This window comes from Mesorhizobium sp. USDA 4775 (assembly GCF_054062655.1).
This window is the reverse complement of the sequence record NZ_JBSSFM010000001.1, coordinates 1435337-1460375: the sequence shown is the minus strand read 5'-3', so window position 1 is coordinate 1460375 and position 25039 is coordinate 1435337. Positions and strand designations below refer to the sequence as shown.

General features: G+C 63.9%; 20 protein-coding genes. 13 read left to right on the top strand and 7 right to left on the bottom strand.

Features of this window, described 5'->3' with window-relative positions; all coding sequences use genetic code 11:
- Window positions 1–5: 5 nt before the first annotated feature.
- Window positions 6–2147: a hydantoinase/oxoprolinase family protein gene (locus ACVILI_RS07280; RefSeq protein ID WP_038651699.1), complete on the bottom strand. Its 2142-nt coding sequence runs from the start codon at window positions 2145–2147 to the stop codon at window positions 6–8.
- 110 nt (window positions 2148–2257) lie between these two features.
- On the opposite strand from ACVILI_RS07280, the gene ACVILI_RS07275 reads away from it, so the two are divergent.
- The 6 genes from ACVILI_RS07275 (at window position 2258) to ACVILI_RS07250 (ending at window position 9938) form a co-directional block, all read left to right on the top strand.
- Window positions 2258–3028 (top strand): helix-turn-helix domain-containing protein, encoded by a 771-nt coding sequence (locus ACVILI_RS07275; protein WP_038651696.1) that lies wholly within the window; start codon window positions 2258–2260, stop codon window positions 3026–3028.
- A 102-nt stretch (window positions 3029–3130) separates the two neighbouring features.
- Window positions 3131–3880 carry an SDR family NAD(P)-dependent oxidoreductase gene (locus ACVILI_RS07270; RefSeq protein ID WP_038653761.1) on the top strand — a complete coding sequence of 250 codons (750 nt, stop codon included), beginning with the start codon at window positions 3131–3133 and terminating at the stop codon, window positions 3878–3880.
- A 224-nt stretch (window positions 3881–4104) separates the two neighbouring features.
- On the top strand, window positions 4105–5454 hold the full coding sequence (locus ACVILI_RS07265) for a glucoamylase family protein (RefSeq protein WP_038653758.1): 1350 nt from the start codon (window positions 4105–4107) through the stop codon (window positions 5452–5454).
- On the top strand, window positions 5444–6973 hold the full coding sequence (locus ACVILI_RS07260) for a mercuric reductase (protein WP_019862820.1): 1530 nt from the start codon (window positions 5444–5446) through the stop codon (window positions 6971–6973). The genes ACVILI_RS07265 and ACVILI_RS07260 overlap by 11 nt, the downstream gene beginning before the upstream one ends.
- A gap of 377 nt (window positions 6974–7350) precedes the next feature.
- Entirely contained in the window at window positions 7351–8367 is a 1017-nt protein-coding gene (locus ACVILI_RS07255; RefSeq protein WP_457102366.1) for a glycosyltransferase family 4 protein, read from the top strand.
- A complete protein-coding gene (locus ACVILI_RS07250) occupies window positions 8364–9938 on the top strand; it encodes a glycosyltransferase (protein ID WP_457102365.1) in 1575 nt (524 codons plus the stop codon). Before ACVILI_RS07255 ends, ACVILI_RS07250 begins: the two co-directional genes overlap by 4 nt.
- On the opposite strand, the gene ACVILI_RS07245 is transcribed toward ACVILI_RS07250, so the two are convergent.
- The 3 genes from ACVILI_RS07245 to ACVILI_RS07235 all read right to left on the bottom strand — a co-directional run bounded on the left by ACVILI_RS07245 (window position 9921) and on the right by ACVILI_RS07235 (window position 13047).
- Complete coding sequence (locus ACVILI_RS07245; protein ID WP_240565056.1) at window positions 9921–10913, bottom strand: hypothetical protein; 993 nt, start codon at window positions 10911–10913, stop codon at window positions 9921–9923. The two genes, ACVILI_RS07250 and ACVILI_RS07245, sit on opposite strands and share 18 nt — an antisense overlap.
- A 64-nt stretch (window positions 10914–10977) precedes the next feature.
- A complete protein-coding gene (locus ACVILI_RS07240) occupies window positions 10978–11553 on the bottom strand; it encodes a DUF1349 domain-containing protein (RefSeq protein WP_038651687.1) in 576 nt (191 codons plus the stop codon).
- Between the two features lie 54 nt (window positions 11554–11607).
- Window positions 11608–13047, bottom strand: a complete 1440-nt coding sequence (locus ACVILI_RS07235; RefSeq protein ID WP_038651684.1) for an aldehyde dehydrogenase family protein — start codon at window positions 13045–13047, stop codon at window positions 11608–11610.
- A 239-nt stretch (window positions 13048–13286) separates the two neighbouring features.
- On the opposite strand from ACVILI_RS07235, the gene ACVILI_RS07230 reads away from it, so the two are divergent.
- From ACVILI_RS07230 to ACVILI_RS07200, 7 genes are all read left to right on the top strand, one after another.
- Window positions 13287–13946: a TetR/AcrR family transcriptional regulator gene (locus tag ACVILI_RS07230; protein WP_038651681.1), complete on the top strand. Its 660-nt coding sequence runs from the start codon at window positions 13287–13289 to the stop codon at window positions 13944–13946.
- A gap of 168 nt (window positions 13947–14114) precedes the next feature.
- Window positions 14115–16526: a GcvT family protein gene (locus ACVILI_RS07225; protein WP_038653749.1), complete on the top strand. Its 2412-nt coding sequence runs from the start codon at window positions 14115–14117 to the stop codon at window positions 16524–16526.
- A 37-nt stretch (window positions 16527–16563) separates the two neighbouring features.
- Entirely contained in the window at window positions 16564–17817 is a 1254-nt protein-coding gene (locus tag ACVILI_RS07220) for a sarcosine oxidase subunit beta family protein (protein ID WP_038651677.1), read from the top strand.
- Window positions 17818–17827: 10 nt separating this feature from the next.
- A complete protein-coding gene (locus ACVILI_RS07215) occupies window positions 17828–18094 on the top strand; it encodes a sarcosine oxidase subunit delta (RefSeq protein ID WP_038651674.1) in 267 nt (88 codons plus the stop codon).
- A complete protein-coding gene (locus ACVILI_RS07210; protein ID WP_038651671.1) occupies window positions 18091–20976 on the top strand; it encodes a sarcosine oxidase subunit alpha family protein in 2886 nt (961 codons plus the stop codon). Before ACVILI_RS07215 ends, ACVILI_RS07210 begins: the two co-directional genes overlap by 4 nt.
- Entirely contained in the window at window positions 20969–21511 is a 543-nt protein-coding gene (locus ACVILI_RS07205) for an aminomethyltransferase family protein (protein WP_038651669.1), read from the top strand. Before ACVILI_RS07210 ends, ACVILI_RS07205 begins: the two co-directional genes overlap by 8 nt.
- A gap of 168 nt (window positions 21512–21679) precedes the next feature.
- Complete coding sequence (locus ACVILI_RS07200; protein ID WP_027047674.1) at window positions 21680–22354, top strand: helix-turn-helix domain-containing protein; 675 nt, start codon at window positions 21680–21682, stop codon at window positions 22352–22354.
- A gap of 39 nt (window positions 22355–22393) precedes the next feature.
- On the opposite strand, the gene ACVILI_RS07195 is transcribed toward ACVILI_RS07200, so the two are convergent.
- The 3 genes from ACVILI_RS07195 to msuE all read right to left on the bottom strand — a co-directional run bounded on the left by ACVILI_RS07195 (window position 22394) and on the right by msuE (window position 24979).
- Window positions 22394–23605: an epoxide hydrolase family protein gene (locus ACVILI_RS07195; protein ID WP_457102364.1), complete on the bottom strand. Its 1212-nt coding sequence runs from the start codon at window positions 23603–23605 to the stop codon at window positions 22394–22396.
- A gap of 212 nt (window positions 23606–23817) precedes the next feature.
- Window positions 23818–24303, bottom strand: coding sequence for a hypothetical protein (locus ACVILI_RS07190; protein WP_038651664.1), 486 nt, complete (start codon window positions 24301–24303; stop codon window positions 23818–23820).
- Between the two features lie 115 nt (window positions 24304–24418).
- Window positions 24419–24979 carry an FMN reductase gene (gene msuE / locus ACVILI_RS07185; protein ID WP_019862803.1) on the bottom strand — a complete coding sequence of 187 codons (561 nt, stop codon included), beginning with the start codon at window positions 24977–24979 and terminating at the stop codon, window positions 24419–24421.
- Window positions 24980–25039: the final 60 nt, after the last annotated feature.

Genomic DNA, 25039 nt, shown 5'->3' with positions numbered 1-25039 from the left:
CCTTCTCAAGCGTGGGTGTAGTGCAGCAGTGTCCACTCATCGACATGGACACGGTCCTGCGGATGAACGACGAGCGTGGTGGCGGGATGTTCGATGATGGCCGGGCCGATCACCTCATGACCGGGCTGCAGAAAGTCCATCTCGTAGAGATTGGCCTTGTGCCAGCGGCCGCCAATATAAGCCTCGCGCACGCCCTTATGGGCGGACGACGGATCAGACTTGCCAAGCGGACGCTTGAGCAGCACCGGCTTGACCTTGTCGGCGGTGGCGATCAGCCCAAGTTCGGTGATGGAGAAGCCGGCTTCGCCATAGCGCGAGACGCGATGGTTGACCTTGGCGTAGACCGCCTCGAACTCGTTGATGACCCTGCGCATGTCGTCGGCCGATTGGAGGGCCGACAGCGGCGCCATCACCTCGACGTCCTCGAGCTGGCCGGTGTAGCGCATCATCAGGAACGGCACGGTCTTGATCTTTTCGCGCGCATGGCCGTCCACGATCATCTCGTCGACCGCCGCCTTGGTGAGGTCGTCCCAGACGGCGGTGACCTTCTTGCCGAAGGCGAGCAGCTCGTCGTCGCTGGCCCGCGCGCCGATGTCATGCTGCGTCGACACGGAGTGGCGGCGCATGAAATCGGCGGTGGTGCAGCCGAAGGCCGAGAAGGCGGCGGCGAACTGGAAGGTGATGATGTCCTTGAAGCCGATGCCCCTGGAGCAGCCGGCGAGATGCAGCGGACCCGAGCCGCCATAAGAGAGCAGGGTGAATTCCGAGGGGTGGATGCCCTGGCCGGAGATGACGCGGCGCAGTGCGTTGTTGGCGTCGGCCTCCAGCATGTCGATCATGCCTTCGGCGGCTTCCTCGACACCGACGCCAAGCAGGCGCGAGCATTTTTCCTCGAAGGCTATCCTCGCCTTCTCGACCTGCAGCACGACCTTGCCGCCAAGGAAATAGTGCGGATTGAGTCGGCCGAGGATGGCGTCGCAATCGGCGATGGTCGGTTCGGTGCCGCCCTTGTCGAAGCAGATCGGGCCGGGATCGGAGCCGGCGCTTTCCGGCCCGAGCGAGACTTTCTTGGTCAGCGGATCGACTTTTAGGATCATGCCTGCGCCGGCGCCGATCGTGTCGAGATGCAGCGTCGGCACGTTGAGCTTGAAGCGGTCCATCAATGGCTCGTTCTCGATCCGCGTCTGGCCGCGGGTGATGACGCCCATGTCGAAGGAGGTGCCGCCCATGTCCGAGCAGATCAGCGAGTCGTTGCCGATCAGCTTGCCGACATAGGCCGCACCCAGAATCCCGCCGATCGGGCCGGAGATCATGGTCTCATGCAGGCGCGGATGGTTGATCGAGGTCAGGCCGCCGAAGGAGAGCAGCGTCTGCACACCATATTTGAAGCCGTATTTCTTCGAGACGTCCTCGATGCCCTTGAGCTGCTTGCGGCCGCGCGAGGTGGCATAGGCCTCGATCAGCACCGAGTTCAGCCGCGACTGCTCACGGATGACCGGGCGCACCTCGTGGCTGGTGTAGACGAGGATGTCGGCCCCGGCCTTGGCGATCTCCTCACGGCAGATCTCGGCAATGCGCTTCTCGTGCACGGGATTGACATGCGAGAAGATGGTCATGATGCAGATCGCCTCGACCTTGTCGGCGATCAGCTTCCTGGCGGCGGTCGCGACCTCATGTTCGTAGAGCGGCAGGATGATGTCGCCGAACTGGTCGATGCGCTCGGTGACGCCATGGGTGCGGCGGCGCGGCACCAGCGGATCGGGATGCTGGTGTGTCACCGCATGCAGCCGGTCGGCATAGGAATAGTCCGCCCAGGCCTGCAGGCCGCGGCCCATCAGGATCATGTCCTCCAGGCCTTTGGTGGTGATGAGGCCCAGCCGGCGCCCCGTGCGCGACAACAGCGTGTTGAGCATGCCGGTGCCGGAATAGAGCACGACGTTGACGCCGGAGAACAGCTGCTCCAGCGAGATGCCCCAGGCATCGGCCGCGTCCTCGGCCGAGGCGAGGAAACCCTCGGCCTCGTTCTTCGGCGTGGTCGCCGACTTGCCGATCTTGAAGTGGCCGTCCTGATCGACAAGGATCGTGTCGGTCATGGTGCCGCCGGCGTCGATGCCGATGACGATGGGGTTGGTGGTGATCTGGTCCACGGGTCGCCTTCCCTCTTCGAGAATGACCGCAGGCTAGATTCGATCGTGCGGATCGCGCCATATGCCTAAAGACACAATGACTGCGCGGCGCGGTTCGCCGAGAAAAGGGCATGCGCATGGGCAACATCTGGGCGCCGCTGGCCAAGGCGATCGCCGCCACCGGCACCGACCTGCATGTCGACTGCCTGATCGACCTGATCGGGGCCGACATTGCGCACGATTTGGTGACGGTCACCCGCTACTCGGCGACCAAGACGCCGGAATTCGTCAAGCACCGCCGCTTCTCGGACCAGATGGTGCGGCGCTATCTCGACAATTACTACGTCTTCGACCCGTTCTATGCCTCGTGGCGACGCGAGCGTCGTCTCGGCATCCTGCCACTCAAGGGATTGGCCGACGAAGAAGCCAAGCGCGGCCAGTACATAGCCGGCTTCCTGGCACAGTCCGAAATCTGCGACGAGGTCGGCATCATGCTGGCCGATGGCGGCGACTGGTGCCTGGGCATCTTCCTCGACCGCTCGACCAGTTCGTTCAAGGATAGCGAGATTGCCCTCTTGGACGAGCGACTGCCGGTGTTCGAGGCGCTGCATGCGCTCGACATCAAGGCGCGCGGCAGCAACTTTTCGCGCACCTCTGCCCCGACCGGCCCCGGCGCTTCGCCGCAACAGAAGCCGACCATCCCGACAAGCCTGTGGCCGGAACTGTCGCTGCGCGAGCGGGAGCTGGTGCAGCTGATCCTCGCCGGTCATCCGACAGCCAACATCGCCGAGCGTCTCGGCATCACCGTCGGCACCGTCAAGAACCATCGCCGGCGCATCTACGAGAAGCTCGACATCACCACCGAGCGGGAGCTGTTCTTGCAGTTCTTTCAGAACCGATAGCGCTCCTGCTGGCCTACCAATATCCCGTCCGGCAAGCCCGATCCCGCCTTGAACTTGGTTGCGGTTGACTTCACATTCGCCATCGATTGGGAGGAAGACCATATGCCGAACTTCGCGGGACGCTTCGCTGGCCGGTCAGCCGTCATCACCGGCGGAGCCTCGGGCATCGGCCTGGCAGTCGCGCAAAGGATCGTCGAGGAAGGTGGACGCGTCTGCGTCTGGGACCGTGATCCGGCCCAGATCGAACAGGCGAAAACTCTCATCCCTGGCCTGCATGGTGTTGCCATTGACGTCGCCGATGCCGCCGGCGTCGAAGGCGCCGCCGCACGGACGATCGAAGCGCTTGGCGGCGTCGACATCCTGGTGACCAGCGCGGCCATCACCGGACCGAACATGACGACCTGGGCCTATTCGACCGAGGACTGGCAGAAGGTCATCGACATCAACATCAACGGCGTCTTCTACTGCAACAGGGCGCTGGTGCCGCATATGCTCGAGCGCAATTATGGCCGCATCGTCAACATCGCCTCGATCGCCGGCAAGGAAGGCAATCCCAACGCTTCCGCCTACAGCACGTCCAAAGCCGCCGTGATCGGACTGACCAAGTCGCTCGGCAAGGAACTGGCCAAGACCAAGGTAACGGTGAATTGCGTGACGCCGGCGGCCGTTCGAACAGCGATCTTCAAGCAGATGAGCCAGGAGCACATCGACTTCATGCTGTCCAAGATTCCGATGAGGCGCTTTGGCGAGGTCGAGGAAGTGGCGGCGCTGATCTGCTGGATCGCCTCGGAAGAATGCTCGTTCACGACCGCCGCCGTCTTCGACGTCTCCGGCGGCCGCGCCACTTATTGACCCGGGCCGTAACATCCCAACATTGGCCGGTGCGACTACAATTCCGCGTGACGAGGCAACGATCGGAACTGGACAGGCGTATATAGTCGGCGACGGGCGGCGACAGAACAGGGTTTGCGGGGAGGCCATGACACGACGAGACAGTTTGGCGATGACCCACGGCCGCCGTGCCGGCGCCGTGCTATCGACAGGGGTCGCGGCCATAAGGCTGGAGATTGCATCGCTTGCCTGAAGCAGATCCTGCAGCACTATCCGATGACGACCTCCTGGACCGCTATCAGCGCGCGGCCTTCGGCTATTTCCTGGAGAATGTGAACCCCGACAACGGGCTGGTCGCCGATACATCGCGGCCGAACTCGCCGGCCAGCATCGCCGTCGTCGGTTTCGCCCTCTCCTGCTATCCGATCGGTGTCGAGCGCGGCTGGATGACACGTGCGGCGGCGGTGGAGCTGACGCTTGCGGCGCTGCGTTTCTTCTCGGCCAGTCCCCAAAACGGTGGTGACAACGTCACCGGCCATAAGGGTTTCTACTACCACTTCCTCGACATGCGTACAGGCTTGCGCGTCTGGCGCTGCGAGCTGTCGATGGTGGACACCGCCTTGCTGATGGCCGGCATATTGGTGGCCGGCGCATATTTCTCCGGCGGGGACGCGAAGGAGGCCGAAATCCGGCGGCTTGCCGAAGCGCTCTACCGGCGCGTCGACTGGCGCTGGGCGCAAGGCGCCAGCCCGACCTTGCGGCAAGGATGGAAGCCGAAGAGCGGTTTTCTCCACTATGGCTGGGAAGGCTATAACGAGGCGACCGTCCTCTATGTGCTGGCGATGGCCTCGCCGAACAGCCCGACTTCCGACGACAGTTACGAAGCCTGGACGGCGACCTACCAATGGGAAAACATCTACGGCCATGACGTGCTCTATGGCGGCCCGCTGTTCATGCACCAATTCTCGCATGCCTGGATCGATTTCGCCGGCATCCGCGACGCCTTCATGCGCGAGAAGAATTCGGACTATTTCGAAAACAGCCGCCGCTCGACCTATCTCCACCGCGATTATGCCCGTCACAACCCCTATGGCTTCGACGGCTATGGCGAGAACCTTTGGGGCCTCTCGGCGGGAGACGGGCCGGGCGGCTTCCGCGCCAGCGTGGAGCGACGGAGGCACCGGTTTTCGGGCTATGCCGCGCGCGGCGCACCGTTCGGGCCGGATGACGGGACGATCGCGCCATGGTCCTATCCGGCGTCGCTGCCTTTCGCGCCTGACATCTGCCTGGCAGCCATGCGTCATCTCGGTGAGCGCTATCCCCAGGTGATCGACAATTTCCGCCTGCCGAGCGGCTTCAATCCGACCTTGGCCAACCGGCGAAAATTCGGCCGCGACGGCTGGGTGTCGGAAGGCCATTACGGGCTGGACCAGGGCATCGTGGTGATGATGATCGAGAACCACCGCTCGCGCCTGGTCTGGGAGCTGATGCGCTCCAATCCGCACATCCGCCGTGGCCTGGACAAAGCAGGTTTCACCGGCGGCTGGCTGACACAGCCGGCAGGCTCCGCATCGGGAGCCTACGATGGCGCGTGAACAGACAAAGGCGGCCACCTTCCCGGTCGACCGCAACGACGTCGAACTGGTCCGAGGCGCGCATCCGCCGCACTGGAAGAACCCTACGCCCGACGGCCCCTACAATCTCGTCGTCATCGGCGCCGGGCCTGCCGGGCTGACCGCGGCGCGTGACGCCGCAAGCCTTGGCGCAAAGGTCGCGCTGATCGAACGCGGGCTGATCGGCGGCGCCTGCGTCAATGTCGGCGGCATCCCGTCGAAGTCGATCATCCGCACGGCCAGGCTCTATGCCGACATGCGCGACGCCGAGAATTTCGGCGGTGACACGCCTGCGCGTCTTCCCGTCGACTTCGAGCGGGTCATGATGCGGATGCGGCAGATCCGGCAGCGGCTCAGCCGCGCCGATTCAGCCGCGGCCATCACAGCCGAAGGCATCGACCTCTATTTCGGCGAAGCGCAGTTTGGCGGACCGGACACGGTTGAAGTCGCCGGCAAGACGCTGCATTTCAAGAAGGCCCTGGTCGCGACGGGCGCGCATCCGAGCGGGCCGGCGATCCCCGGACTTGCCGAGGCCGGCTATCTCGACAATGAGAGCATGTTCAACCTCACGCAACGTCCTGAGCGGCTCCTGGTCATTGGCGGCGGTCCGCTTGGCTGCGAGACGGCGCAGGCCTTCTGCCTGCTCGGTGCGAAAGTCATCCTGGCGCAGAACGATCCGATGTTCCTGCCCGGCGAGGAACGCGACGCCGCGCAGATCCTTTCGGACGCGCTGGCACGGGAGGGGGTGGAGGTGCGCCTGAACACCGAGGTGGTGGCGGTGCGCAAGGAAGGCGGCAAGAAGCTCGCCGACCTTTTGCGGGACGGCGACACGACAACGATCTCCGTTGACGAGATCATCGCCGGCGTCGGCCGTTCGCCCAATGTCAGGGGTCTCGGCCTGGAAGAGGCCGGCGTCGTGTATGACGCCAACGGCATCAAGGTGGACGATCACCTGAGGACCACCAATCCGCACATCTACGCGGCAGGCGATGTTTGCCTGGAATACAAGTTCACCCATACCGCAGAGGCAACGGCACGCATTGTCGTGCGCAATGCCCTGTTTCGCGGGCGCGAAAGGCTCAGTGACCTCGTCGTTCCCTGGTGCACCTATACCGATCCGGAGATCGCCCATGTCGGGCTCTATCCGATCGAGGCGCGGCAGAACGGCATTCCGGTCAAGACCTATACGGTGCTGATGCATGACGTCGCCCGCGCCGTGATGGACGGCGAGGAAGAAGGGTTCGTCAAGATCCATGTCCGGGAGGGATCCGACCGCATCCTGGGGGCGACGGTCGTCGCCGCCCATGCCGGCGAGATGATCAATGCGGTGACGCTTGCCATAAGGTCGGGCATGGGATTGCACGCCCTGGCCGACGTCATCCATCCGTTCCCGACGCAGGCACAAGGCATCAAGATGGCGGGCGATGCCTACAGGCGAACCCGGTTCACCTCCTTGCGCAGGCGTCTGGCGGCGCGCTGGCTGGCCTGGTCGAGGCGATGAACCCGGCCCCGCGCAGAGGACTCGGGGCGCGGCAGTATTCAAAATATACAGTGCTTGACGAAAGCCTTGTTCAGCTAAACAAGGTGGCGCTGATGCCTGTAATCACGGAATCGTTCTGAATGCCATCCGAATTGGACCCCTTGCCTGGCACAAAGCCCCAGGCGTCAGCATTGAACGGCACAGGCGCGCAACCAGCTGTCGGCCAGCCCGAGCGGGCGACCCAGAAACGTACGGTGGTCGTGTCGCACGACCCGGGCTTTCCGCCAGCTTCAGGTGCGGATCTGAGAAACTATCGCAACGCCGAAGCGGCCGCCAGGTTCGGACCGGTCTGCCTGGTTTCAGTGAAGCCGAACAAGGTAAGGAATGCACCTGATCCATTGATCCGGGTCGAGGCCCTGTCGATCGAAGGCGAACCTCGTACAGCCTCGATCGGTTGGTGGCGCTCAAGGGCGGAGAATCGCATATCGCGTTCCGCGCTGACGCGGCTTGAGGCACTCGTCCGTGAATTCCGCCCTGACACCATCATTGTCGAGGGCGTTGGCCTGTTCAAGCTGCTGCGGCCCCTGCGGCCGCTGGTGGAGCAACTCATTCTCGACATGCACAATGTCGAGTCCGACCTGGCCGGACAGATCAGGCGTCTCAGTGCCAAGCGAAGCGCGGCAGCATTCAACGTCCGGCTCCTCGAGAGAAAAGCACTATCCCTCGTCGACAGGGTATGGGTCTGCTCGAACCTCGATCGCCAGAAGCTGATGACGCTTTCCCGGCACAGGATCCCGATCGACGTTGTTCCGAACGGAATTCCGCAGGCCGGGGATGGTCTCGCGCGCCTGCCCGCCGAGCCGTCGACCGACAACGGCTTTCCGGTGATCGTGTTCATCGGCCATCTCGCCTACCCGCCAAACATCGATGCCGCCCAGCGGTTGGCCAGTGTCATATTGCCCCGTATGCGAAACGCCCTGCCGGATGCCAAGCTCGTCCTGGCGGGACGCACCCCGCGACCGGAAGTGCAGGCATTGGCTGGATTGCCTGGTGTGGAGCTCATCGAAGATCCCGCGGATGTCGCGCCGCTGTTGTCCAGCGCGCATCTCACAATCGTCCCACTGACGGCGGGCGGCGGCACACGCATCAAGATCCTGGAGGCAATGGCCGCGGGCGTGCCGGTGATCGCCACGCCGATCGCGGCCGAAGGCCTGGACCTGGTCGAAAATGACGAGGTGCTGCTGTCTCAATCCGACGAAACGCTTGCCGAGATGGCCATCGGACTCTGTCTCGACCCCGAACGCAGGGCGCGGCAACGCCTTCGGGCGCATCAGGCGGTATGGGCAAGGTTCGGCCCGCAAGCGATCCGCGATGCCGTTCGTGACGGGCTTGGATCAAACGGCGCCACCGGATGATTCCGGCAATCCTGCACCAGACCTGGAAGAGCGACGCCATTCCAGCGCGCTTCCAGGCCTATGCAGACAGCTGGAAGCGGCACAATCCGCACTGGACGGTGATGTACTGGAGCGACCGGATGCTGCTCGAATTCGTGGCCGAGCACTACCCTGATTTCCTGTCGATGTTCTGCGGCTACACGAGGGGCGTGCAGCGCTCGGATGCGGCCCGCTACATGCTGCTGCATCATTTTGGCGGGGTCTATGCCGACATCGACTGCGAATGCGTGGCAGCCTTCGATCCGATCATGGGCGAGACCCGTGTCGTGCTGTGCAAGGAGCCGGCGTCGCATGCGGCCGTCCAGGCGGACTTCCGGGGCCTGCCCTATCTTCTGTTCAACGGAACAATCGCGAGCCCGCCCCGGCATCCGTTCTGGATGCATGTCCTGTCCATGATGCCCGGGCTCGCAGACGCCGAGGACGTGCTCGACGCGACCGGTCCTTGCCTTTTGACCTCCGCCCAGCGCGGTTACAGCGATCAGGAAGCCTTTGCCATTCACCCTTCCGGCCTGTTCTCGCCGGTGACGTCTGCCGGGAGCATGGAACGTGAGGCCGGCGACGATACTGCAGCACTTTCGATCCATCACTGGGCCGGCACATGGTGGATCCCGGAGCCGCCACCGAAATGGACGACCAGGCTGCGCAACCAAGCCTATCGGCTTCGGTACCAGCTGACGCGCGGAGCGTATCTGGATGAGGCCGAGGCCAAAGCCGGCGTCGACAAGGCGGTTCTGGCGGCGCCGCCGCCTTCGGGCCAGAACATCGCTGTTCTGGTGCCGCTTCGCGACGCCGCCGACCTCATCCAACCCTTTCTCGATGCGCTGGACGGGCTCGACTACCCCAAGGACAGGATCAAGCTGGTCTTCTGCGAAGGCGACAGCCTGGATGGCAGCTGGGAACGGCTGCAGGCCGCGACGACGGGGCTGGCCGGCAGATATCGTGATATTGTGCTGCTGCAGCGACAGGTCGGCACCAGGCTCGACAGGGCAAAACGGGCCAGGCCGAGCATGCAACGCGTGCGGCGCGGCGCGATTGCCAAGGTGCGAAATTACCTCATCGATCACGGGCTGAAGGAAGACGACGACTGGGCGCTGTGGATCGATATCGACATCTGGCGCTTTCCTGGCGATGTGCTGGGCCGGCTGATCGCCACGCGGCATCGCATCGCTGTGCCCAACTGCGTGAAGATCGCCGGCGGCGACAGCTTCGACCTCAAAAGTTTCGTTATCCGACGGCGGACCAGGGATTATCGCTACTACCGCGAGATCCGCGGCGGTCTGCACCAGCCTCCCAAGCAGACCCCATATCGCTATCATCTGAGCGATGTCAGGCATCTCGACATCATCGGCCTCGATGCGGTCGGCGGAACCATGCTTCTGGTCGATGCCGCTCTGCATCGCGGCGGCCTTCGCTTCCCCGAAATTCCCTACCGCGACCTGATCGAGACCGAAGCCTTTGGGGTGCTCGCCAACGATCTCGGCATCCGGCCGGTCGGCCTGCCGAAGCTGGAGATCCTACACGTCCCCTGGTGAGGCGGCAGCCTGCCGAAGTTCCTGCCTGAGGGGCTCCAGATAGGCCTGCGGCCGCAGGCGTCGCCACAAATATTCCCGGTCCATCAGATGCGCGACTTTGCCGATCCAGCGCTGTGGCGCTTCCGGATCCCTGACCTCGTGCCAATCCTCGACAATGATGACCGGCAAGCCCTCGTAGAGAGGATCGAGCGGCGAGGTCTTGGTCACGACGATGCAGCCGAGATAAAGCAGCTCCCATGTGCGGTGACAGTCGAGGCCGTTTCCCGTGGTCGAAAGCACGAGCGGATATTGCGAATACAGCTGCCAGATGCCGCGCTGCGAAACACGTCTTTTCAGGAAGTCGACATGCGGGCATCCGTCCAGCACATCAAGCAATTCCCGACGATCGCTCGAGCCGCTGCTGACGCTGAAATCACAGAATATCCTGGGCTGGCGACGATCCGCACCGCCTTGCCGGCCGCGCAGGGTTTGCAGTTGCCGCACCAGTCCGGCAGGCGTCGCAAGGGAGCGTGGCGTATGGAGGTCCAGTCCGATCGGGAACGGCTTGATCCGGGGATGGACGCCATCGCAGTTCTGGCTGTACCAGGATACCAGATAGGGGTTGGCGAGGAGCCGCTCGACGGTGTCCTTCGCCAGGTCCGACGGCACCGAGGCATCGCCGTCGGTTGTCAGCAGGACGAAGGGAGCCTTGATGGTCGGCAAGACGACCCGGGTGAACGTATCGAGGTCGCAGTTTCGCCGTTCCCTGGCCAATGTGCTCAGCCGCACCCAGACGATGCCGTGTGCGCCACTGTAGTGGTCGCGGAAAAAGGCCTCGTCCTGCGTCGATTCGGTCGGCGCGTTGCGATACCAATCGGGTCCGGCGAAGTCGCAGAAGTAAGCGATGCCTTGCGACCACAGCACGGAAGGAACGCCGAGAAATCTCAGCGCCCAGGAACGCACCGCCTTTTTGAGTTTTGCCCGCCAACGCGACATGCCCATCGGCAAGACTTAGCCCAGACACCGTCGCGGCTGCAATGTCCCGGTTCCGGCCGGAACGTCAGCCGTGGAGTTCCCTTGAAATCGGCGGGCCGACCGAAAATCCCGAGAATGTGACCTCGAAACCCTCGCGCTGCGGCGAACAGCACATCATGCCGACATCGACCGTCTTCGAGATCGGAAAATAGGCGAGCCGCACCGGCTTCCAGTGACCGTCCGAAGCGTCGAGATACTGGACGCGGATCGCCTCGCCGTGGCGGGTCAGGCGGATGCTGACGCCGTTCGGGCCGGCGTGAATGGCGACCAGCGACCAGTCCGATGTGTCGTTGGTGACGACGACGGAGAAATAGGCAAGGCCGTCGGTGTATTCGATGCCGGCCTTGATCCAATGCGTTTCGCTGAGCCGGACCATCAGTCCGGCCTGGTCATAGAGCACCTTGTAGTCGCCCTTGACGGTGACTTCGGCGGTGAAATCGCCCTCGACCGGCCGATGCAGGAAGTGGCCGTTGTCACGCCAGAAACCGTAGAAGGTCTGGCGCCAGAAATCGGTCTCCTTGCCGGTGCGCACGCGCACCGCATCGCCGTCGACGGCGTGATGCGGCGGCGGGTTGAGCCAGGTCAGGTCCTGCAACGTCATTGCCTCATGCCGATTCCCCGGTGAAGGTCGCCGGCCCGACAGGCCGGCGCCCGATCAGCCTGCGAATGTATAGGCGGTCTTCACCGTGGTGTAGAACTCCATGGCATAGCGGCCCTGTTCGCGCGGGCCGTAGCTCGAGCCCTTGCGGCCACCGAAGGGAACATGGAAATCGACGCCCGCCGTCGGCAGGTTGACCATCACCATGCCGGCCTCCGAATTGCGCTTGAACTGCGTGGCATGCTTCAGGCTCGTGGTGCAGATGCCCGAGGTGAGCCCGAAAGGCGTGTCGTTGGCGACGGAAAGCGCCTCGTCATAATCCTTGACGCGGATGACGCTGGCGACTGGGCCAAAAATCTCCTCGCGCGAAGAGCGCATGGCATTGGTGGCTTCGGTCAGCAGGGCCGGGCTGAGATAGAAGCCGGGTGTCTTGCGGTCGAGCCGTTCGCCGCCGAAGGCGAGCGTAGCGCCTTCCCTGACTCCGATGGCGATATAATCCTCGTCCTGTTTCAGCTGGGTCGCGTCGACGACCGGGCCGATCTGGGTCTGCGCATCGAGCGCATCGCCGATCACCAGTCTGCCCATCCGCTCCTTCAGCGCATCGACGAAACGGTCATGGATCCCTTCGGTCACGATCAGCCTGGACGAGGCGGTGCAGCGCTGGCCGGTCGAGAAGAAGGCGCCGTTGAGCGCGCAATCGACCGCGACCGCAAGATCGGCGTCGTCAAGCACGACCAGCGGGTTCTTACCGCCCATTTCGAGCTGGAACTTGCGCATATGCTCGACACTTGCCGCGGCGACGCGTTTTCCCGTGCCGACCGAACCGGTGAAGGTGATGGCGTTGACATCGGGGCTGTCGAGCATCGCCTGGCCGACCACCGAGCCCTTGCCCATCACGAGGTTGAGCACGCCCTTGGGCAGGCCGGCGCGATGCAGGATATCGACGATGGACCAGGCGCTCTCCGGAACCAGCTCGGCCGGCTTGAAGACGATGGTGTTGCCATGCGCCAGCGCCGGCGCGATCTTCCAGGCCGGGATGGCGATGGGGAAATTCCACGGCGTGATGATGCCGACCACGCCGACAGCCTCGCGGGTGATCTCGACGCCGACGCCCGGCCGCACGCTCGGCACCATCTCGCCGGTCAGGCGCAATGTTTCGCCGGCAAAGAAATCGAATATCTGGGCGGCGCGGATGGTCTCGCCAATGCCTTCGGCCAGCGTCTTGCCTTCCTCACGCGCCAGATTGCGGCCGATCTCGTCCTTGCGCGCCATGATCTCGTCGGACGCCTTTTTCAGCACCGCATGGCGTGCCAATGGACCGGAGCGGGACCATGAAGGAAACGCCGCCTTGGCCGCCGCGATGGCCTGCTTGGCCTGTTCGACCCCAGCCGAGGCATATTCGCCGACGACATCGCCGGTGTCCGAAGGGTTGATGTTGCGGGAGCCGGCATCGCCGACCCATTCGCCATCGATGAGGTTCTTTCGAAACTGTGCCATATCTGGTCTTTCCTGCTGGTTGGCCGCGCGGCGGCATCTGGTGAATTGGTATTTGCCAGACAAATGCCTTGCGGGAAAGCACGCACTGGTCGAACAGCCGCGACAAAAATCCCCGGGCCAGCCGTCGCAGCCAGCCCGACTGGTATCCGCGGAGCGTTATTCCCGACCAGGCGAATTGCCCTGTACACCTATGTCCATAGCCTTGATTTGGCTGATGCGGCGTGTCATGCGTCGTAGAGATGGCAGCACTCGAAACGACGATCCAGCGCGCCGGCGCCACCGGCAACATCAAGGCCACGCGCGAAGACTGGCTGAAACTGGCGCTTGAAACGCTGATCTCGGACGGCGTCGAACGCGTCCGCGTGCTGACGCTTGGCCAGCAGCTCGATGTCTCGCGCTCCAGCTTCTACTGGTATTTCAAGAGCCGGCAGGATCTGCTCGACCGGTTGCTGGACTATTGGCGGCAGACCAACACAAGGTTCATCGTCGAACGCGCCTCGCGGCCTTCCGCGACCGTCATCCGCGGCGTGATGAGCATTTTCGAATGCTGGGTGGATGAGAGGCTGTTCGATCCCCGGCTGGACTTCGCGATCAGGGCCTGGGCCCGGCGTTCACCCGCCATCAGGCGCGCCCTCGACGAGGCCGACGAGGAACGCGTCAATGCCATACGCGACATGTTCAAACGTCACGGCTATGAGGAGGAGGACGCATTCGTGCGCGCTCGCGTCCTCTATTTCATGCAGATCGGCTATTACTCGCTTGAGCTCAACGAACCGATGAGCACCCGTCTCACGCACGTCGCCTCCTATCTGCGCAGCTTCACCGGCCAGGAGCCTCCGGCAGAAGATGTCGAGGACTTCGCACGCTACGTCGAGAAGACGCTTTCCGGCAAACGATAGACACATTCGCCGGCCGCCCTGACCCGACAGTTTTCTGGACGCGGTCCGTAGGGCCACCCCCATAGCCAGCCAGCACGCTTGCCTGCTGCGAGCCAACTTGGCAACGTACTAGACACATGTGTACAATGCCGGTAGGCTGCGCCGCCATAACCGGTGGAGTGCGGCAAGATGAAATCCCAATACAGGGCGATCGTAGTCGGCGGCGGCGTGGTTGGGGCTTCGGTGCTCTACCATCTGGCGAAGTTCGGCTGGAGCGATGTCGCGCTGATCGAACGCGAGGTGCTGACCGCCGGGTCCAGCTGGCACGCGGCCGGCGGCTTCCACGCGCTGAACGCCGACCCCAACATCGCCGCGCTGCAGGCCTATACGATCGACCTGTTGTCGGAGGTCGAGACGGAATCGGGCCAGAACATCGGCATGCACATGACCGGCGGCATCTCGGTCGCGTCGGCGCCGGAACGTTGGGAATGGCTGAAGGCCTCCTACCGCATCTTCCAGACCATGGGCATTGACGATGTCCATCTGGTCGGCGTCGACGAGATCAGGCAGCGCTGCCCGATCCTCAACACCGACGGCATGCTGGGCGGCCTTTACGCGGCGCGCGAGGGCCATCTCGACCCCTCGGGCGTCGTCCATGCCTATGCCAAGGCGGCAAGGAAGCGCGGCGCCGAGATCATCGAGCACAACCGCGTGCTGGCGCTGAACCGCCGCGCCGACGGCAGCTGGGATGTGGTCACCGAGAAAGGCACTGTCATTGCCGAGCACGTCGTCAATGCTGGCGGATTGTGGGCCAAGCAGGTCGGTCGGATGGCCGGCATCGACCTGCCGGTGTCGCCGATGGAGCATCACTACCTCGTCACCGAGGCGCTGCCTGAGATCCAGGCGCTCGACCGGGAATTGCCGCTGATCGTCGACCTCGAAGGCTTCACCTATATGCGCCAGGAGCAGAAGGGCCTGCTGCTCGGCATCTACGAAATCAAGCACAAGCACTGGAACATGGACGGCGCGCCGTGGGACTACGGCATCGAGCTGATCCAGGAGGACACCGATCGCATCGCCAACGAGCTGGCGCTCGGCTTCAGCCGCTACCCCTGCCTTGAGACCGCCGGCATCAAGCGCTGGGTGAACGGCGCCTTCACCTTCTCGCCGGACGGCAATCCGTTGGTCGGCCCGGTGCGCGGCGTCCCCAACTACTGGGTGGCCTGCGGCGTCATGGCCGGGTTCCTACAAGGCGGCGGCGTCGGCAAGTCGCTCGCCGAATGGATGATCCATGGCGAGCCGGAAGCCGACGTCTACGGCATGGACATCGCCCGCTACGGCGATTTCGCCTCCAACCGCGAATACATCAAGCAGACGACCGGGCAGTTCTATTCACGCCGCTTCGTCATGAGCTATCCCAACGAGCAATTGCCGGCGGGACGGCCGTTGAAGACGGCGGGTGCGCATGACGCCATGGACGCCGCGGGTGCGCGCTGGGGCAATTCCTGGGGCATGGAAGTGCCGCTGTATTTTGCCCCGCAAGGCTTCGTCGAGGCACCGACGCTGAGGCGCTCCAACGCTTTCGACATCGTCGGCCAGGAATGCCGCAAGGTGCGCGAAGGCGTCGGCCTGCTCGATATCACCGCCTTCTCGCGCTACGAGGTCTCCGGACCGCATGCGGAGGCGTGGCTCGACCGGCTGCTTGCCTGCGCGCTGCCCAAGCCCGGCCGCGCGAAGCTCGCGCCGATGCTGGGCGAAAACGGCAAGCTCAAGGGCGATCTCACGGCCTTCAACTGGGGCGACGGCTCCTGGTGGATCTTGGGGTCCTATTATCTTCGCCAATGGCACATGCGCTGGTTCGAACAGCATCTCGCTGACGGCGTCACCGTGCGCGACATTTCGGACGCGGTCGTCGGCTTCTCATTGGCCGGCCCCAATGCGCGGCGTCTGCTCGAGCGGCTGACACATCAGGATGTCTCGCACCAGGCCTTCGGCTTCCTGGCCTGCAAGACACTCGATGTCGGCCTGGTGCGGGCCAAGGTCGGGCGGCTCTCGGTCATCGGCGAACTCGGCTACGAGATCCATTGCCAGGCCAACGAGCACGCCGGGCTGCGCCGCGCGCTGTTGGCGGCAGGCAGCGACCTTGGCGTCACGGAATACGGCTTCGGTGCGGTCAATTCGCTGCGGCTCGAAAAGAGTTTTGGCATCTGGTCGCGCGAGTTCACCCAGGACTATACGCCTAATGAAACCGGCATGGACCGCTGGATCGCTTTCGACAAGGGCGACTTCATCGGCCGTGAAGCAGCGCTGAAAGAGCGGAAGACCAGATCCAGGCGCACGCTGGTGACGCTCGAAATCGACGCTGCGGATGCCGACGCCAGCGGCTACGAACCGGTCTGGAGCAGAGGCAAGCTTGCCGGTTTCGTTACATCGGGCGGCTATGGCCATACGGTCGGCAAGAGCCTTGCCATGGCGCTTGTCGATCACGATGCGGCCGGTATCGATACGGAGTTGACAACCCATATCGTCGGCGTCGAAACAGGTGCGCGCGTCATCGCTTCGTCGCCCTACGATCCACAGGGCAAAGCGATGCGGGCATGACCGGACGAACCGCTGCCATCCCTGCGGAAGACATACCATGACCAGACGCTATTCCGCTTTGTCGCTGTTCAAGGAGGGCCTTGCCGGCCAGACCGGCTGGAAGCAGGCCTGGCGCTCGCCCGAGCCGAAGCCGACCTATGACGCGATCATCATCGGCGGCGGCGGCCACGGGCTGGCGACAGCCTACTACCTGGCCAAGAATCACGGCATCACCCGGGTCGCAGTGCTGGAAAAGGGCTGGATCGGCGGCGGCAATACCGGCCGCAACACCACCGTGGTGCGCTCCAACTATTATTATCCCGAAAGCGTCGAACTCTACGGGCTGGCGCACCGGCTCTATGAAGGCCTGTCGAAGGATTTGAACTACAACGTCATGCTGTCGCAGCGCGGCATGGTCAATCTCTGCCACTCGACGGCCGAGATGGAGATCGGCGCACGCACCGTCAACGCCATGCAGCTCAACGGCATCGATGCGGAGCTGTTTTCATCAGAAGATGTGCGGCGCGTGGCGCCGATCTACAATTTCTCCCCGGATGCGCGTTTCCCCGTGTTCGGCGGTATCTGGCAAGGCAGGGCCGGCACCGCGCGCCACGACGCGGTCGCCTGGGGCTATGCGCGGGCGGCGAGCCGGCTCGGCGTCGACATCATCCAGAATTGCGAGCTCACCGATTTCATCGTCGAAGGCGGCCGATGCCGCGGCGTCCAGACGACGCGCGGCGCGATCCGCGCCGAGCGCATCGGCATGGCGGTGGCCGGCCATTCCTCGGTGCTGGCGACCAAGGCCGGCTTCAGGCTGCCGATCAATTCCTATGCGCTGCAGGCCTGCGTCTCCGAGCCGGTGAAGCCGATCCTCGACACGGTGGTGCTGTCGCCCGGCTGCGGCGTCTATGTCAGCCAGTCGGACAAGGGCGAGATCGTCATCGGCGGCGGGCTCGACCGCGTCCCCTCCTATGCGCAGCGCGGCAATCTGCCGACGCTGGAAACCGTGATCGCCGGGCTGCTGGAAATGTTCCCGATCTTCGGCCAGTTGAAGCTGATGCGGCAATGGGCCGGCATCGTCGATGTCGTGCCGGACTCCTCGCCGATCATCGGTCCCTCGCCGCTGCCCAACCTCTTCCTCAATTGCGGCTGGGGCACGGGCGGCTTCAAGGCCATTCCCGCCGGCGGGACGCTGCTGGCGAACCTGCTGGCGATCGGCAAGCACAACGACATCAGCCGTCCCTTTGATCTCGATCGCTTCGCCAGCGGACGGCTGATCGACGAAGCGGCCGGCTCCGGCATCGCGCATTAGAGGTTTCTTGATGCAGCTCTTTCCTTGCCCGTTCTGCGGCCCGCGCGACGAGACCGAATTCCACTATGGCGGCGATGCCGGCAACGCCAGGCCGGATGGCGCCGAGGTGCCCATCGAGCGCTGGGCCGGATATCTCTATCTGCGCGGCAACCCGAAGGGCACGGCGCGCGAAATCTGGGTTCACATGAGCTGCGGCGAGTTCTTCGTCATGGAGCGTGACACCGTCACGCACAAGGTGCTGTCGTCGACCGCGCTTGGCGGGGAGCACGCGGCGTGAGCGCCTCGCGTCTCGCCACCGGCGGCAGCGCCATCGACCGCTCGCGGCCGATCCGCTTCAGCTTCGACGGCGCAAGCGTGGACGGTTTTGCCGGCGACACCATCGCTTCGGCACTGCTCGCCAATGATATCGCGGTCGTCGGCCGTAGCTTCAAATACCACCGGCCGCGCGGCATCTGGGGCGCCGGCGTCGAGGAGCCGAACGCGCTGGTCGATATTGGCGGCCCACAGGCGTCGCCGAACACGCGGGCCACGACCGAGCCGGCACGCGACGGGCTGGTGGCGAAAAGCGTCAACGCGACGCCCAATGCGCTGGCCGACCGCAACGCCTTCCTCGATCGCTTCTCGCGCTTCATTCCGGCGGCGTTCTACTACAAGACCTTGATGTGGCCGGACTGGCACATGTTCGAGCCGCGCATCCGCGCCATGGCCGGACTGGGCAAGGTCGACACCGACTGGACCTCGCCGGGCACGGCGGATCAGGTCAACCATCATTGCGACGTGCTGGTGGTCGGCGCTGGACCGGCCGGACTGGCGACAGCCAGGATGGCCGCCGGCGCGGGCCTCTCCGTCACGCTGGTCGACGACCAGCGCAAACCGGGCGGATCGCTCGGCCATCGCGCCGGCGAGATCGACGGCAAGCCCGTGGCCATGTGGATCGAGGAGACAGTTGCGGAACTTACCGCCGGCGGTCACCTGATCCTGCCATCGACCACCGCCTTCGGCATCTACGACCACGATCTGGTCGGGCTGAACCAGCGTCATTTCGATGGCCGGCGCGACACGCTGTGGCGGGTCCGGCCGCGTCATATCGTGCTGGCGACCGGCGCCATCGAGCGGCCACTGCCCTTCGCCAACAACGACCTGCCGGGCGTCCTGTCGGCGGATGCGGCACTCGCCTATCTCAGACGCCACGCGGTTCTCGTCGGCCGGCGCGTTGTCGTCGCGACCAACAATGACAGTGCTTATGAGGTGGCGGCAGCGTTGGCCGAGGCTGGCGCCGACGTCACGCTTGTCGACATCAGGCGTGACGGCATCCCCGAAACGCCGGCCAAGGTGCGGCTAGTCAAAGGGCGGGCGCTTGCAGCCGCCATGGGCAGACTGCGCGTCGAGGGCGTAACGCTGGATGACGGCACCAGGCTCGACGCCGACTGCGTGCTGGTCTCGGGCGGCTGGACGCCGACAATCCATCTGTTCGGCCAGGCCAAAGGCAAGCTCGCCTGGAGCGACGCCCGCGCCGCGTTCCTGCCGGGTGATCCCGTCGATGGCATTTCAGTCGCCGGTGCGGCAGCAGGTTCGGTCTCGTTGTCGGAGGTGTTCGCCAGTTCGGAGAAGACCGTTGCCTCGCTCAGCAAAACGAAAGCAGCAGTGCCACGCAGCACGGGGCCGGAAGCGACTGGCGGCATAGCGGCGGCCTGGCCGGTGCCCGGCTCGAAAGGACGCATCTGGATCGACTACCAGAACGACGTGACAGTGAAGGACGTCGAGCTGGCGGCGCGCGAGAACTTCGTCTCGGTCGAGCACCTGAAGCGCTATACCACGCTCGGCATGGCAACCGACCAGGGCAAGACCTCCAACCTGCCCGGGCTGGCGCTGATGGCCGGGATTACCGGACGCACCGTGCCGGAAGTCGGAACCACAACCTACCGTCCGCCCTTCACGCCGGTGCCGCTGGCAAGCTTTGCCGGCGCGCGCGCCGGTGAATTGATGGCGCCGGTGCGTCGGCTGCCGCTGGAGAGCGTGCATCGCGCCAGCGGCGCGGTCTTCCAGGAATATGGCGGCTGGCTGCGTCCGGCCCACTATGGCGGCCGCGACGCCGATGCGGATCGCGCCATCCAGGACGAAGCGTTGCGCGCCCGCCGGTCGGTCGCGCTGTTCGACGGTTCGACGCTGGGCAAGATCGAGGTGATCGGTCCGAAGGCCGCCGAATTCGTCGATTTCCTCTACTACAACACCATGTCGACGCTGAAGCCTGGCCGCTGCCGCTATGGCTTCATGCTGTCGGAGACTGGCGTGGTCTTCGACGACGGCGTGCTGGTGCGGCTGGACGAGCATCGCTTCGTCGTGTCGTGCTCGTCCTCGCATGTCGCGGCGGTGCATGCCCGGCTGGAGGAATGGCGCCAGGACCGCTTTGGCCGCGAGGCCGTCTATATCCACAACGCCACATCGGACATGGCGACACTTACCGTCTCCGGACCGAACGCCCGCAAGCTGCTCGAAACAATCGATCTTGGCCTCTCGCTCGACGATGCCGATCTGCCGCATATGGCGATCGGTCACGGCAGCTATAGCGGCGACGCGGTGCGCATCGCGCGGGTCAGCTTCACCGGCGACAGGAGCTACGAGATCTCGATCCCTGCGGATCGCGCCGAGCCGCTATGGGCGCATCTGCGGCAAGCCGGGCAGGCATTCGATGCCGTCGTCATCGGTCTCGAAGCGCTGATGATCCTGCGTGCCGAAAAAGGCTTCATCGTCATTGGAAAAGATACGGACGGCACCACGCTGCCACATGATCTCGGCAGCGAAGGCCCACGCACCAAACGCCAGACCGAATATGTCGGTCGCCGCTCGCTGTTTACCGAGGAGGCCTCGCGCGGCGATCGCCTGCAGCTTGTCGGCCTGACGGTGCCGTCCGGTGAAGCGCCGCTGCCAACCGGCGCGCATGGCATCAAGCGGGAGAGCGGCAGGCTGCACAGCCAGGGCTTCGTCACCTCGAGCTACCGGAGCCCGACGCTTGGCCGGCCCATCGCGCTCGCTCTGATCGAGCGCGGCGCGGCGCGCCACGGCGAGACGATCGAAATCCAGCATCTCGGCAAGGTCAGGACGGCGACGATCGCCGCGCCTTGCGCCTTCGACCCGGCAGGAGACCGGCTCCATGCGTGATCTCGCGGAAAAATGGTCCGTCCCACCGGACTGGCGGAACGCCACCATTGAAGTGCCGGGGATGAAAGTAGGCGCCGTTGCCGGGCTGCACCAACGCCTGGTCAGTGGCGACCTTGCGGCATGGGCCGAGGCTTCCGGCTTCGATGGACCAGCCGTCGGGGCATTCGGCCTGGCGGAAGGCATACGCTATTCGGTGCGCTTGGCGCGGGACCGCCTGCTTGCCGTGTCCACCACACCCATCGGCATTGCCACCGGGTGGTTCTCCGAGGGGTTCGCTGTGACGGAGATCAGCGCCGGATTGCAGGTGTTCGAGGTCGAAGGCCCGGCGCTTGATGCCTTCATCGCACGCGGGACGACGCTTGACCCCGCTGGGCAGCCAAGCGCCAGTGCAACGCTTTCCTTCGCCGGCATCAGCGCCGTCGTGTACCGCCATCAGCGCGGCCTGCGCATCCATGTCGATCGTGGCCTCGCCGCCTATCTCTGGACATGGATGGAAACAGCCGCCGCCAAAATCGCCGCCGGATCCCAGAACTAGCCGGCCACGACAATGCCGAACATCCCTGGCTGACTGCCACCCCAGGTCGGCGTGGGTGCGTCTTGCGCAAAATCAATCGCAAGGGCTGGACGCCGTCGCGCAAGGGTTCGACTGTAAAATCTCCATTCATGAATCGACGTCGCGGTTTTGCCGGAGCAATTGCCGATCATGGTCCAAAAGCATACGAGCCGGCCATCTCCCCATCCCTGGATCGACACAGTCTGGCAAACTGTGTGTTTGAGCGACGGGATTTACAAAGCCACACCTGACGGTTCGTGGGATCTGCTCCGCAGCGTCGCGCCGGACGGGATTTCCGTGGTGTTCTTGAGCGGCCAGGCAACCGAGCCCGTCGACGTGCCATATGTCGAGGGTGAGCACTCGGTCGTCATCTCATTTGCCGCCCATGTCTATCTTGCGCGTGACAAGGAGGTGCGAACCGGCGCCGCGGTCCGATTTCTGGATGTAACACAAGACCAATTTCTATTGGATGGCGTGGAACTGCCGTTGCCGACTTTCCTGAACGCCGAAGCTCTTGTCGACGAGATGATAGCGGCGGGGCTGCTTGCGTCCGACGACGTCGTGGCCAGGGCCTTTACCGAGAAGCCCAAGGCTGCCTCCAAACGCTCGGTGCAGCAGCATTTCAAGAACACCACCGGCATCACGCAGAAGGATTTCCAGTTGATCCGCCGCGCACAGGAAGCGGTTCGGCGCTTGAAAGCCGGCGATAGTGCCGCGGCCGTGGCTTTCGATCTTGGCTATACGGATCAACCGCACATGATCAAATCCATAAAGAAGATCATGGGTTCTCTGCCATCAAACCTCGATGCGGTTCACAAGATCTGATGCCGGGCGAGGGTTCGCCCGGCGGAGATCACCGCGGCGCTATTTCGTGACAAGCGCCGCGAATTGCTTGATGTCCTCGACATAGAATGCCGGATCTTCCCACGCGGCGAAATGGCCCGTCTTTTCCATATTGTGAAATTGCACGACATTTCCCGACGTCTGGCGGTCCGCCCATTCACGCGGCAGGCGAACGCCGCCCGGGATCGGCGCTTCGGTCGCCACCGCCACCGGAACCCCGGTGTTCTTTCCCTTGATGGTCGGCGGCTGCATCGCGTTCTGATTGTAAATGCGGAATGACGAGGCCGCCGTTTCCGTCAGCCAGTAGATCATGATGTTGGTCAAAAGCGCGTCGCGACCAAATCTGGCGTCGGCCTCGTCGCCGACCCCCATTCCGGCCATGAAGCTCATAATCCATGCGGCAAGGCCGACCGGAGAGTCGTTCATCGCAAAGGCAAGGCTCTGCGGCTTTGTCGCCTGGACCAGATTGAAGGCGCCATGCATGAAGAACCATTGCTGGATCGCTCCCGCGTAACCCTGCTCCGGCCCGCTGAGGGCGCCAAAATCCGTGGTCTGGTCCGGGTAGCCCACATCGGTCAGATGGAAGCCGATAAGCTTGTCCGAGTGGCGCTGCGCCAGCGACATGGCGATCACCGACCCAAGATCGCCGCCAGCCACGATGAAGCGGTCGTAGCCCAGCACGTCATTCATAAGGTGAGCAAGAATGTCGGCCACCTTGTCGGCGGGCAGAGCCGTTCTGCCAGAAAAGCCAGTCCCCGGAATGGACGGCACGACGACGTGAAATTCCTCCGCCAGCGCATCCACGACCTTGTGATAGCGGTAAAAACTGTCCGGCCAGCCATGAAGCAGAAGGATTGCCGTCGCACCCTTCTTTTTCGACGGCTGATGGACGAAATGCAGGTCGATGCCCTCGATATCGACCTTGTAGTTCGGCAATGCGTTCAGGCTCGCTTCGGCCTTCCGCCAATCATAGTCATGGAGCCAGTAGGCGGTCAGCTTCTTCATGTAGTCGAGATTCGTACCAGTCATCCATCCGGCTCCGGCGCGTTCATCCGGCCAGCGGGTGTGGCTCAGGCGCGCCTTGAGATCGGCGAGTTGGTCATCGGAAATGGCAATCTTGAACGGCGTCGGCTTGGCCATTGTCGTATTCTCCTGTGAGACGGCGCTGCGATCGGTGAGACCGCCGAGAAGAGCTGCCGCGATGGCGCTTTTGGCAAATTCGCGGCGGTTCATTCTCGCAGCTCCTTGTTCATTTTCGATGGAGCCAAACTATTGGAACGGCGGCCGCGCGGATTGTAAATTTGCGCAAACCATCCAGACGAGACGAGCACGCGACAGGTCTCATTCTCGCGCCCGCTGAGGCATGAGGGATGCACAACGACAAACGGTGCAGCGTTCCGCCACCCGGCAACAAAGGGTGGAGGCGGACGAACATTGTGCTTTTTCTAGAGGGTGAACGACCAGAACAGGCAGGCCAGCGTCGCGGCGGCGAAGACCACGAAGAACAGGCTGCGCAACAGCACGTTGCGGCGCAGTTCGTTCATGACGAAGTGGCAGCCGACGACAGCCACGGCGAACAGGAACCGCCAGTTCAGCAATGCGAGCATTGCGCTGCCCTGACCGAAAGCCCATCGGGCGAGAAGGCCGCCGACGATGGTGGCGAACAGCACGATCACCGCCCAGAAGATCGCGTCGGCGCAATGGGTGAGGACGATGCTGGCCGCCCTGATCGGCAGGATCATCATCAACAGCGCGCTGAAGAAAAAGACGGCGGCGAGCGGAATGAAGGTTCCGGCATCAGCGATGCCGTCGAGGCGTCTGACGCCGATTGCGCCATAGGGATAGCCATGCCTGGCCACCGCAAGGCTCAGCGCCATGAGCAAGGCGGTCAGCACGGCGACGAGTGCGAAGGTCGTAAGGGCTTTGCTCATGGTGTTCCTGTCCCGGACGAATCAGACAGGAACTTTGTAGCGGGCGGTCGTAAATTGCACGTAAGTGAGGAAGCCGCTCGTGCGGATTTCAATCGGTGAAAGCCACTGTCGGCTGCTATTCGGCGGCGATCCTGCCTGCCGAGCGGTTGGCGAGTACGAAGCCGACCTCGTCCACCGCCTGCGCCGCGCGCTTCAGGATCGCCTCGGAGCGCAGCACTCCGTCGGTGAAATCCTTGTCGGTGGCATAGACGGCAGTCGGCAAGGCAAAGGCCTCGAAGAAGCCAAACAGCGGCCGCAGTTGATGCTCGACGATCAACGCATGGCGCTCGCCGCCGCCGGTCGCGGTCAGCACGATGGGCTTGCCCCGCAACGCGGCCGGATCGATCAGGTCGAAGAAGTGCTTGAACAGGCCGGTATAGCTGCCCTTGTAGGTCGGCGAACCGACCACCAGCACATCGGCCGCGAGGATCTGCGCCAGGATCGGCTGCGCCCGGCTGTCGAGGTCGCGCGCCCACCGTGCCGTGCCGAGCGAAGGGCCGACATCCTCGATGTCGTAGGTTACAGCCGACAGGCCGTGGCGCGCGGCGATGTCCCTGGTGACCAGTTCGACGAAGGCGCGCGTCTTTGACGGCCGGGTGATGTTGCCGGAAAAACCGACGACTGTGGGGTTTGACATGGCAGTGGGCCTCTTGGATGTCGAAGTTTGAAGTGGCGGGCCACCCGGCCCGCCGAGGGG